Origin of the sequence: Paenibacillus sp. DCT19 (genome assembly GCF_003268635.1) — a bacterium.
Lineage (GTDB): Bacteria > Bacillota > Bacilli > Paenibacillales > Paenibacillaceae > Paenibacillus.
This window is the reverse complement of record NZ_CP029639.1, coordinates 2,345,264-2,357,200: the sequence shown is the minus strand read 5'-3', so window position 1 is coordinate 2,357,200 and position 11,937 is coordinate 2,345,264. Positions and strand designations below refer to the sequence as shown.

Sequence of the window (11,937 nt, the reverse complement as noted above, 5' to 3'; positions counted from 1 at the left end):
GACTGAATATATCACGATTTTGATATTTCTGAACGATTTCTTCATAAATAACACCAATCAATGGAAACGATTACATTAGAATGAATTTCATTATGCTTGTCATTACTTCATTAATAATGATCATTGAAGGAGCCACATCATGGAACGTGAACGTTTACGAGAGGATCGGGTACACGGTGATGCCATGTATCCTGTCAGTGTATATCCGGATATTCAACAGTTGGACGGTGACATCATTCTTGATTGCCACTGGCATGATGAGATGGAGTTCACTATGGTTACACAAGGAAGTGCTGTCTTTCAGATTGATATGAACACCGTTGAGGTACAAGCTGGAGAAGCGATCTTTATTAACCGGGGAGAAATTCACGTTGGTTATTTGAAGGGAACTATTCCTTGCGTCTTTTCTTCTATTGTGTTCAGTCCTGAGTTGCTGGGGAGTCGCACTTTCGATACGATTCAGGAAAAGTTTATTCATCCACTTGTTCACAAGACACTCGTCCCTCCCAACCATATCAAGCCTAGTGATCCATGGGGACAAGAAATCCTGCTGTATCTACAACGCATTTTTGCCGAACATGCTACCCGCTCTGAGACGTGCGAAATGTCCACCAAAGCATACCTGTACCTTATATTTGCGCGAATGTTCGAGCACATGCGTCCAGCTACTAGTAATGGCACTCTTCCTACAGGCAGCCATGATAAAGTGGAACGCTTGAAGTCGGTGCTATCGTACATTCATCAGCATTATCCAGAAGCATTACGGCTAAAGGAGTTAGCAGATGAGGCGAACATGAGTGAAGGACACTTTTGCCGATTCTTCAAACAAATGGTGCAGAAAAGCCCGGTTGATTACATTAATTATTATCGCGTTCAACAGGCCTGTTACCTGCTGGAGAATACCGACCATAAAATTGTAGATATCGCGATGGACGTTGGCTTCGAGCACCTGAGCTACTTTATTACCACGTTCAAGAAACATAAGAGCACCACACCATCACAGTATCGGAAAATGTTCTACGAGAAGGTTGACGTGGAGCCGATGCTTATCTAATCTTCATAATTAGCGTGCAGGCACTCAGCAACATCTTAGCTTAAACATATTGTTCTCTGCTTACATGTTAGCTAAGTTCATTCACTCGCTTACTTCAAGCATTTCACAGCCTACTCCGAGTCAAAAAAAGATGTCAGCGACAGGGAGCGTCGCGACATCTTTGGGAAGGCTGTATTCTTTTTTCTACATTAGAATTAGAAGCATTGACTCCCTAGTTCTTTAAAGTTTTCCATGACGTGTATTCATGAATTGAGAATCCGTTAAAGGATGAATGAACTTTGGCCATACTCTCCACTAGTTTGAGCTGAGATTCCATGTACTCCGAACCCTCTTCATAGAATGTAATGAAGTCGCCCTCTTTACTCTGCTTCGTCTCTATAGCGATGGATATCTTCTTGCCTTGTTGTGCTGCATCGATAAGCTCATCCTTCGCCACATTGTAGATTGCAGCTGCCGTATCTCGATACGCCATGATTGTGATTGAATCATATTTCTGAATCATCCAATTGCTAACGGCCTGCGTCGAACCAGGAACTTTGTAATTATCCAGCCAGAATGGCAAATCTGCTCCAACAGGCATTTTCATTTGTTTAGCCCGATCCATGATGTACTGCACATTTCCCATCCATTGCGTAATAACACTCGCTTGATTCGTTTTCCACTGTGGATGCACATGGGGTTCAATGTCCAGATGAATACCGGCAAATTTTTCATTTGGTTGCACCTGATTTTGATACGCTTCAATCCAGTTCAGAAAATCAGCGATTTGCGTCCTACTTTCAGTCAATCCCCAAGCGGATCTGCCATCCATCACATCAACTGCAATATGGTTCGCTCTAGCCTCACGAATAAAGCTTGTATAATAAGGGATTTTCACATCCCGGTTCAATTGCAGATAGATTGTATTCACCTTTTTTTCTTTGGCAAATTTCAGTACTTCCTGTGGCCGACTTTGAATCTGAGTAGTATCCCAAACCCATGTAGCCCGGATCGGCTGCTCAATAGCACCATGGATGCTCTCATAACTTTCAACCGAACCATCCGCAATGGTTTTTGATGAAAACGTAACGCCTGCGACGAGGATTAGACAACTGACAAGTTTGATAAAATAATATTTGGACTTCTGTTGCATATTCGTACACTCCCTCAAATGTTATACCCCTCTGACTTTAGCTCCCGGCAAAAAAACTGTCGTAATTTAAGCATTTTGGCGTATTTACCAAAAGCTCTCCTCCATGAATTGCTTCTATATGCAATGTCATCTCTAAGACTTACGACGAAAGAATCATATAACATTATTTCGGGTATTCACACTTCTGTATTTATAGTTCTAAAGTCTCAATTAACGAAAAATTTCCTTATTTAACGCTTTAACACACAAGACTTCAGTCATTATGAACATATGTTTCCTACCGACAGAAGACCTAGTAAGCGTTTTCCTTGCTAATTTATTTAAAATGAACCGCTGACGTATATCCCTCCGTGCAGTTCTGCAACAAGCTTGCAGCTACGCTTCTTCAAACGATTCATTCCACTTCTTCAGTCAAAACACAAAAAAGCCATCTAGATCAGCTCTAGATGGCTTACTCATACAATCACATTTCAACTCTGATGTAACGTTATCTTGATGTAATGATGAACTTACGAACCAGCCGGGGCAGCGTTCATGTTCTCTGTTGTCTCATCAAACAGGGACACCAGCTCGATCCCTTCTGCCGAGATTCGTACCAACCCTTTATCGGATAAGCGCAGCTCTGGAATTACAACCAATGCCAGCAAAGATAGGGTCATGAATGCATTGTTCAGTGTACAACCGACCGATTGCAACGCTTCGCTAACGGCTGCGGATTGAACAGCAACCTCTTCAAAGGACTCCGTTGACATCAGTCCAGCAATTCGTAACGGGAACTCAGTCACTCCTGAACCTGTCACCACAGCGACGCCGCCTTGCATGCGAATGACCCGGTTCCCCGCTTCAGCCATTAACGCATCATCATTACCGATAATCAACAGATTATGGCTGTCATGAGCTACCGTCATTGCAATGGCCGCTGGTGCGGTGAAGCCAATGCCTCCAACTAAAGCCACCGCTCGGTTCCCCGTTTGTTTGTGGCGCTCCAGCACTGCAATTTTACATACATCCCCTGTTGTAGATACCACGACTCGACCATTCTGCACAGTAACAGGAAGATGTTTTTCCTTCGTATCCACATGATTCTCCGTTACATGAATAATCTTAGCCCCAATGGTGCCTTCTTCAATCGGCGCAGCAAGCTCCATCTGCTCTGGCGTGATTGTAGGATCCAATTTTACCGTATTCAATGCCTCTTCTGGATAGATAAAATTATCCCATACGGCAGTCATCTTGCCATTCTCCGCCACGACATGCCCAGCCGCAATCGTCATGCCAACGTGCACATCCGCCAGTCGTCCATCCAACAAAATAATATCAGCGATATTACCCGGAATGACCGCGCCAATATCTCGTGCCACACCAAACCGCTCAGCCGTATTAATGGTTGCCATCTGGAACGCTGTCACCGGCTTCACGCCCTGTGAAATGGCGAGACGCACTACAAAATCCATATGTCCTTCCTTCAACAAGGACTCTGAACTCCGATCATCCGTAACTAGCATCATCCGGCGCGTATCCAAGCCAAGTTCTGTGCAAGCCTTGATCGTCTCAGCTACATCATGCCAAGCCGATCCTTGACGCATCTTGGCATACATGCCCAGTCGCAGACGCTCAACCACATCTTCCTTTGTTACACACTCATGATCTCCAGTAACACCACTAGCCGCATAGGCTGGCAAACGCCAGTCATCTGCTGCCCAGGTAAAGTGCCCATCAGCAACTTTGTCTGCTCGTAGTGTAGCTTGAATCTCTCCTATCATCGTGTCATCCCCGTACACAACACCTGGAAAGTTCATAACCTCTCCCAGACCAATCATGTCCGGTCCCCAGGAGAGAGCCTCAGCCACTTCCTCTGGGCCAATATAAGCCCCTGTCGTCTCCAGACCAGGATGCGTAGAAGGCACACATGACGCAACCTGCATATACGCAGCCATTGGTGTCGTACGTGCTTCATCCAGCATCATTCTTAGCCCTTGAAGTCCAAGGACATTGGAGATTTCATGAGGGTCAAAAAATCCGCCTGTTGTGCCCGAAGGTAGTACCGCTCGTGCAAACTCCGTTACCTTCATCTGTGTACTTTCAATATGGCAGTGTCCATCCAGTAGTCCCGGAGCCATGTACCTGCCATTCGCTTCAATGATTCGAGTGTGTTCTCCGATCGTATGACTCACATCTTTGCCGACATATGCAATCCGTGCGCCCTGTATGGCCACAGACATGCCTTCTAAAATTTCACCAGATATAACATTGACCAATGTCCCGCCTCGAATCACCAATGTTGCTGGCAAGTCCCCACGTGCTGTTGCCACTAGATCAGGTACACAATCCGCCATTAGTGGTCGGTCAAAAGATGATTTGTTCATGTTGTTGCCTCCTTCTGAATTAAACGCTCCAAAAAAGTATATTGTTTCGATTATATGAGCCCGAACTCTAAGTGTAAAGAAAATTTACACCAATTGTGTTTAAATCCAAATTCAGATGCACAATTTATCCAAACCATCCAAACCAGCTAAGTCTACTCAGCTACAATGTCAGAAAATAGATAGAAAAACTTCCGTCCACTCGGACGGAAGTCTCCTTGGTTTCGTTAAGCCTATATCACTTTGCTTAATCTGCCCGAGCAGCAGATATCTTCCCTGTATGATATAACGTCTCGGATTGCGAAGTGATAAATGGACTCGGTTGACCTAAACAATAGATATGAAGTAAATGCATAGCCCGCGTACATGCTGTATAGAACAATTTGCGTTCATGCTCTTGGGCATATTGCTCTTCAGAACCGTCGTAGATGAGTACAGCATCGAACTCCACACCTTTTGCTAAGTATGCAGGTATGACATGAACACCACGTTCGAACGCTAACGTCGTTTTTTTGATTAGCTTCGGCGCGGTAGTTAATGCCTTACTAAGTGCCTCATGCACTTCTCTACTCTCTTCTGCGGTCTTACAGATTACCGCTACAGACTCATATCCTTCCTCAATTAAGGCATTAAGATCAGCTGTAATCAGATCAAGATGCTTCTGTTCAGACGTTGTGACGATAACTTGAGGTTTCTCCCCACTACGGTTAAACGGAATAATCTCTTCTCCACTTGGAACCATTCCCCGCGTGAACTCCACAATCTCATGTGTTGAGCGATAACTACAGGTGAGTTCAATGACTTCCGTATTTTCAGGGCCGTATAGGTTCGTTAATGGCCCCGTCCCACTCAGCACAGAGGAATGAGCATAGATGGCCTGATTGAAATCGCCCAATGCTGTAATCTTCGCTCGTGGAAACAATCTTTTCATAAAAGCCAGCTGGAACGCAGAATAATCCTGCGCTTCGTCAATAATCACATGCCGAATGTTAGAGTTGATATGGAACCCTAGCAATAGTTCGCGTAAGTACAGATAGGGTGTGATATCTTCGTAAGCAAGCTCTTGTTCTTTCATTCTCCGAAGTGTCATATCGCTAATTTCTTCCCAGTACGCAGGCAATGGTTCGTTATCCAGCAGTCGAACAAGCTGTCCTTGATCCTTGAACAATTGGGAATAAAGCTTGCGAACATCAACAAACCGCAACGATTTGATCCATTTACGCAAAGGCTTAAGGCGGCTACTCACGACCATTCTGGCTAGAATCTCGCGTTCCTGCACAAAATCGTCAAACGTATCCACCTTCCCTTTTTGCTTACGCTTCAGACGTTGGAAAGCTCGTTGCAGTTCTTCTGGCTCCATCAGATCAAGTTGCTGATCTACCCAAGGTGCCTCTAGTTCGCTTTTGCCAAATGCGGAGAGTTCCTTCAACATCCAATCTCTTAACATTTCGAGCCGATTCACCAGCTTGACCGATGGTTCATAACTGTAGAATTTCTCCGCCATCGCCTCAGCCGTAACAACAGCACGTCCTTGGAAACGAACCGGCTTGAATTTCATGCCAGCCAGCATTAAGTTGTCTTTGTATTTCGTAATCACCTTCAGGAACGATTCAGATGATTTGAACCGAATACCAGACATGCGCGCAGGGTAAGCCGCGTCCTCTGTAGCGGAGAGCACATATTCAAGCTGAATAAACGGATCTTCAAGCTGGTATTCCCGTCCCAGACGCCGCTCCAAATACTCTTGGAACGTCGTTTGCAGCATATTCTCTTCGCCTAACTCAGGTAATACGGTGGATACATAACTATTGAACATCGGATTTGGCGAGAAAAGCACCATCTGATCCGCTGACAAGTGTTCACGGTATTTATATAGAAGATAGGCTACACGCTGAAGGGCAGCCGACGTTTTGCCGCTTCCAGCAGCGCCCTGTACAATCAGCATACGAGTTCGATCGTTACGGATAATACGGTTTTGCTCTCTCTGGATCGTCGCCACAATACTTTTCATCTGGGCATCTGACGTCCGGCTTAGAACAGCCTGCAACAATTCATCGCCGATGGTTACACCTGTGTCAAACATGAACCGGATACGACCTTCACGGATGACAAATTGCCGCTTCATCTCAATGTCGCCGCTGATCTCACCGCTTGGTGTCTCATATGTGATTGGCCCTGGCGCACCATCATAATACAGGTTGGATATCGGAGCACGCCAATCGTAGACCAGGAAGGACTCCTCCTTCTCATCGAGCAAGGAAGCAATGCCAAGATAAATGCGCTCTGCCTGCGGATAGCCGTCCTCTTTGAAATCAATGCGTCCAAAATAAGGCGAGTGATGTAGTCTTTTCATTTTGTCGAGTGCCGCTGCCGTATTCAAATGACTACGCTCCCGATCCGATAAAACCTGCGACTGCTGCCGCATACTTGTAGAGGTCTCCCCTACATCATCGGCTTCACTAAAGTTCATCGTAACCTCGTCCCAGAAATCCTTTCTCATCTCTACAACTTCGTCTCGAAAGGAACCAACCTCTTGTTCAAGAGTTGTAATTTTACGTTCAATCTGATTGGTTACACTGTTGACCCGATGCTGTTCTTCGCTCCATTGCTGCTCTGTACTCATATAATCCTATGCCCCTCTTTCCCCGGAATGTGTCCTCAAAAGCCCATTTGACAAGCCCGACTAGGCCATGGTATAATTATTAGAAAGTAAACATTTTAAATTTATGTTAATTAGTTCTAATTTTTTGAAAACCATTTTTTATTGTACCAGTGACAACGTCCCGATGCAAGCGGAGGCGTTTTTTGTTGTTTTCTAATGTTAATTTCTAACTCCTATATATTTCTTCAATGTATTGTTGTAAGCTTTAGCTTTATCTCTTCCCCCACACCCCATATATCCTATGCAGCATCGTCTCTTCTTAGCTTATTATTACCCACCATATGGATCGATATAGATCATTTCACATGTTAATTATGATTGTTTACGTACTAATTAAGTAGACTTTCAAGCAATCTCTAAAATCGCAACTCTGCAATCGTCTCTTCCCAACGCTTTAATGTGCCAGGCTCGTCCTTCAATTGATAGGTAATCCCAGAGGTGATGTCGGCGTAAGGCGCATGATCTACACGAATACTCGTAATTTCACCTTCGTAACGATCCCTTGGATGAACAGACTCAGCTATGGGAGGAAGAGTGCGTAATGCAAGCCGAATGGTTAACAATTGGTGATCTACAATCGCGATCAAAGTAGCCTTACCCGTTCGCTCCATATTCTTGCTTGTCTGTGTGCCAGACCACAATGCAAGTCTTAAGATTGTTGGACTTATCGCAACCAGTTCGCCCACACTAATCATAGCTTGATGTGGCCATGCATCTTCCGAAACGGTTAGTAGTTGCATGGCTTCGTGTTTTTTGTCCTGTAAATGCTGTCCGTCAAACCACCGCATTAACTTAGGGTTAAGCTCTGTTATTGTTGAAGTCATAAGATCTCCCTCGATTCATTATAGGGGTAGTTCAAAAAGTCCACTTTTGATTACGAAGGTGCCTAGTGGCATCTCAGCATCAAATAAGGGGTTTAAATTTTGAACGCATTTATATTATTAATGATTTGGTACACCTGCAACAAAATAACCCGGACAAGGCTGTCCGGGCTAAGTTGTGGTTCTATTGTATATGACTATCCCGCCGACTGCAATTCACTATTAAGGCCACTTAATCCAATTCAGGATATGATCCTGTGAGTCCTTATCATCGCTCCCACTGTGTACATGATCAGCAAGGCGATTGAGTCGCTCCAGTTGGTAGCCATAATCATAGATCGCCGCAGCAACAATGGACAGTCGAAGCATGCCGTTCTGGTCAACATCAAACTCCGTGATCGCTTGCTCCATGAAATGATCATTGTCCAAAATAAACTGCTCTGCCTCCTCACCATTGGGCTTCAGCTTATCTTCGAACTTGAGAAGTGCGTGCTCGTGAAATTTAATCAATCTCTCCAAGTGAGTATCGAAGAAACGATCCAATTCAGGGCTTCGCTGTGCTTGGAAGTAGTGACGTTCAACAGAGTCCAATACTTCATAACCCTTTTGCAGACTCAGTAACATCTGCTTATACACAACCATTTGGCGGGTCTGGCTGAACTTGGAGCGTTTCATCTTCTTCTGTTCTTCTTCAAACAAATTGTACTTATCAGACAGGGATTTAATGGAGCCACCCAGGTTGCTCTTCTCGTCCCGGAATACGGCTTCCTTAATCTCATCTGAGATGGACGTTCTTAGCAAGAGTGACATACTGTTAAATACATTCTGAATTTGTTTCACAAACTGCACCTTCGGCTTGGGAGGAAAGACTGTAATGTTAATAAGGAAGGCTGACACAATACCAATAAGCGTTAAGAGAAACCGATTCAGTGCAAAATGCCAATCTCCCGAAGCTTCCATAATGGAAACCACGGTAACGAGTGTCAGACCTACGGTCTCACCCATATTCAGCTTAAGACAGATCATGATGACGAGCACAATAATCAATCCAACCGCGATGGGTTCATTGGACAGCATCATACCGCCGAGTAGTGCAACAATGGCACCAAGTGTTGTTGTCTGCAACTGATCCAAGAAGTATTTCCATGAACGATAAATGGATGGCTGCATGGCAAAAATCGCCGCGATCGCAGCCGGCACAGGCGACTGCGGGTTAAGAAACATACTGAGGTACAGAGCAAGCGTTACCGCAATCCCTGTCTTAAGCACTCGTGCTCCGAACGACACGGCAACCCCTCCTTACCTAACCTATCTTTTCTGTAAACTGCATTATTAATCATTATTACCCCGTATTTCATTGTAGTGATCTTCATATTCATGTCATATTCTCACAAGAACGATTCATTGTACCACGGAATATGTAGTCTGTGCTATTCGAAAGTGCATTCATACACGCTAATCCACCGGCTAGAACCAATTTTGACTTCACTTCAATCCGTTACAACTAGAATAGACCGAACTCTGTGGAAGAGATAACGGTCCATTCATGCTATTTATGTTATCCCCAAGTTAATGCAGGATACGCTTATACGTTGTCTTTATCGGTTCCTTCCCATTCACGCTTGAACTGTTGAACGAATTGAACCATATAAGCATGTCGTTCCTCCGCGAGCTCTTTACCATATGATGTATTCATAAGATCCTTCAGCTTAAACAGTTTCTCGTAAAAATGGTTAATCGTTGTGCTGCGCCCATTACGATATTCCTCACGGGTCATCTGTTCCCGAGGAGAAATTGCAGGATTGTACATCTCCCGTCCTCTGGAACCGCCAAATGAGAAAGCACGGGCGATCCCGATCGCTCCTAGCGCATCGAGACGATCTGCATCCTGCACAACCTGAGCCTCTAAGCTGGAGACTTCAGGACGTTGTCCGCCTGCGTAAGAGATCGTACTGATAATATTCACAACTGTCTCGCGTTTGCTCGCCTCAAGAGGCTGTGTATCTAGCCATGAATGGAGCTTCGCCATGCCGGCCTCCAAGCTTTCATTCAGCTTCTCATCAGGCACATCATGTAGTAACGCCGCGAGCTCAACGATAAATGGATCTGCTCCCATCCGATGCGCAATCTCTACCGCCAATGCAGTGACCCGCTCGATATGGGACCAGTCATGACCATCCGCATGTGCAGCTGAATCCGCCTGAACAAAGGTGCGCGCGGCTTGAAGAATACCCTCGCCAACCCGCATGCCATCGATCTGCTGGTTAGCACCTGATTCCTGCAAACTTGTTGTAGATCGCTCAGAAGTGTGCTCTCCCATCCTACAATTCCTCGCTTTCACGCGCTTGTTCCCGTGGTACACGGCGAGCCACACCTGTTCTTACCGCCGCCTCGACCACACGATTACGCATCGCCTTGACGACTTTGTCGTTAAACACACTTGGGATAATGTAATAGCGCGATCGCTCTTCATCCGAGATGGCAGCAGCAATGGCTTTTGCAGCGGCTAGTTTCATTTCCTCATTGATCTCTGTCGCACGGCAATCCAGCACAGCTCTGAACATACCAGGGAAGCAGAGCACGTTATTGATCTGATTCGGGTAATCCGAACGCCCTGTCGCCATCACGGCTACAATATCCTCCACCTCAGCAGGCATAATCTCTGGAACAGGATTTGCCATCGCAAACACGATTGGATCTGCCGCCATCGATTGTACATCTTCCCTGGACAGCAGATTGCCTCGCGAGAGACCAATAAACACGTCTGCATCACGGATAACGTCACGCAAGGAGCCTGTCTCAAGCTCAGGATTCGTTCGAGCAGCGTAGTCGCTCCAGACTTCGCTCTCATAGGTCTGGGTGCGCACAAGGGCACCTTCACGATCTACGCCAATTAATCGATTGGCTCCTGCAGACAACAATATATTGCTACATGCCACGCCCGCCGCACCAATACCACACACGACGATTTTCACATCGGTAATTGACTTTCCAACCAACTTCAGGGCATTGATTAATCCGGCATATAACACAACCGCCGTACCATGCTGGTCATCATGAAAAACAGGAATATCTAACTCCTCGTTCAAGCGGCGTTCAATTTCGAAGCAACGAGGTGAGGAAATATCCTCTAGATTAATACCACCGAATGCAGGTGATATCGCTTTCACAGTTCGAATGATTTCCTCGGTATCCTGCGTATCCAAGCATATTGGAAAAGCATCCACACCAGCGAACTGCTTGAATAACATCGCCTTACCTTCCATTACAGGCATTGCGGCACGCGGGCCGATATTACCCAGACCCAGAACGGCACTTCCATCCGATACAACTGCTACAGTATTACGCTTAATTGTGAGTGAAAAGGCTTTGCCGGGCTCATCCGCAATGGCTGAGCACACACGAGCCACATCAGGTGTATACACACGGGACAGATCCTCCCGGTTATGAATCGGTGTTTTGGGAGTTACCTCAATCTTACCTCCCAGATGTAAGAGGAACGTTCGATCCGATACGTTAACGATGGATACGCCTTTTAGCTCGCGCACCGCGTCTATAATTTTGCTGTTATCCTGCGAATCGGTTACTGCAACAGTTAAGTCACGCACACTAACATCCTGGTTCGTTGAAATCACGTCAATGGCAATGATGTCTCCGCCAGCTTCCGAGATGGCCGATGCCACTTCGCCAAACTTGATATCTTTCGTTGTCATTTCCAGCCGAATAATAATGCTGTTGCCATCTAGATTCCTTTGATTCATTCCAATTCCTCCCAGACTGTAAGTCTTGAGTTGCATGTTACCTTTTTCTCTTCGCTGCACATGCACTCTTTTCCTTTATCTTACCCAGAAAAAGTCTAAAAGGGTTCATTTGCTTTATGAATATAGCCTAGAGATCACCGACTA

General features: G+C 45.5%; 8 protein-coding genes. 1 reads left to right on the top strand and 7 read right to left on the bottom strand.

Annotated elements, in window-relative coordinates:
* The first annotated feature begins 139 nt into the window (after positions 1-139).
* The gene (locus DMB88_RS10590) at positions 140-1,054 is read left to right on the top strand and encodes a helix-turn-helix domain-containing protein (RefSeq protein WP_128101321.1); all 915 of its coding nucleotides are present in this window, start codon (positions 140-142) and stop codon (positions 1,052-1,054) included.
* A 211-nt stretch (positions 1,055-1,265) separates the two neighbouring features.
* Here the strand turns inward: DMB88_RS10590 and DMB88_RS10585 are convergent, their stop codons facing one another.
* From DMB88_RS10585 to DMB88_RS10555, 7 genes are all read right to left on the bottom strand, one after another.
* On the bottom strand, positions 1,266-2,186 hold the full coding sequence (locus DMB88_RS10585) for a hypothetical protein (RefSeq protein ID WP_128101320.1): 921 nt from the start codon (positions 2,184-2,186) through the stop codon (positions 1,266-1,268).
* A gap of 509 nt (positions 2,187-2,695) precedes the next feature.
* Positions 2,696-4,552 carry an adenine deaminase gene (locus DMB88_RS10580; RefSeq protein ID WP_128101319.1) on the bottom strand — a complete coding sequence of 619 codons (1,857 nt, stop codon included), beginning with the start codon at positions 4,550-4,552 and terminating at the stop codon, positions 2,696-2,698.
* Positions 4,553-4,796: 244 nt separating this feature from the next.
* Positions 4,797-7,172, bottom strand: coding sequence for an RNA polymerase recycling motor HelD (gene helD, locus DMB88_RS10575; protein ID WP_128101318.1), 2,376 nt, complete (start codon positions 7,170-7,172; stop codon positions 4,797-4,799).
* 395 nt (positions 7,173-7,567) lie between these two features.
* Entirely contained in the window at positions 7,568-8,035 is a 468-nt protein-coding gene (locus DMB88_RS10570; protein WP_128101317.1) for a pyridoxamine 5'-phosphate oxidase family protein, read from the bottom strand.
* A 219-nt stretch (positions 8,036-8,254) separates the two neighbouring features.
* Positions 8,255-9,319 carry an FUSC family protein gene (locus DMB88_RS10565; protein ID WP_128101316.1) on the bottom strand — a complete coding sequence of 355 codons (1,065 nt, stop codon included), beginning with the start codon at positions 9,317-9,319 and terminating at the stop codon, positions 8,255-8,257.
* A 298-nt stretch (positions 9,320-9,617) separates the two neighbouring features.
* Positions 9,618-10,352: an HD domain-containing protein gene (locus DMB88_RS10560; RefSeq protein WP_128101315.1), complete on the bottom strand. Its 735-nt coding sequence runs from the start codon at positions 10,350-10,352 to the stop codon at positions 9,618-9,620.
* A gap of 1 nt (position 10,353) precedes the next feature.
* Entirely contained in the window at positions 10,354-11,793 is a 1,440-nt protein-coding gene (locus tag DMB88_RS10555) for an NAD-dependent malic enzyme (RefSeq protein ID WP_128101314.1), read from the bottom strand.
* Positions 11,794-11,937 lie beyond the last annotated feature (144 nt).

What these genes read in the sequence shown, in the direction of transcription:
- DMB88_RS10590 (WP_128101321.1), top strand. Translation starts at nt 140, where the DNA reads ATGGAACGTGAACGTTTACGAGAGGATCGGGTACACGGTGATGCCATG.
- DMB88_RS10585 (WP_128101320.1), bottom strand. Translation starts at nt 2,186, where the DNA reads ATGCAACAGAAGTCCAAATATTATTTTATCAAACTTGTCAGTTGTCTA.
- DMB88_RS10580 (WP_128101319.1), bottom strand. Translation starts at nt 4,552, where the DNA reads ATGAACAAATCATCTTTTGACCGACCACTAATGGCGGATTGTGTACCT.
- helD (WP_128101318.1), bottom strand. Translation starts at nt 7,172, where the DNA reads ATGAGTACAGAGCAGCAATGGAGCGAAGAACAGCATCGGGTCAACAGT.
- DMB88_RS10570 (WP_128101317.1), bottom strand. Translation starts at nt 8,035, where the DNA reads ATGACTTCAACAATAACAGAGCTTAACCCTAAGTTAATGCGGTGGTTT.
- DMB88_RS10560 (WP_128101315.1), bottom strand. Translation starts at nt 10,352, where the DNA reads ATGGGAGAGCACACTTCTGAGCGATCTACAACAAGTTTGCAGGAATCA.
- DMB88_RS10555 (WP_128101314.1), bottom strand. Translation starts at nt 11,793, where the DNA reads ATGAATCAAAGGAATCTAGATGGCAACAGCATTATTATTCGGCTGGAA.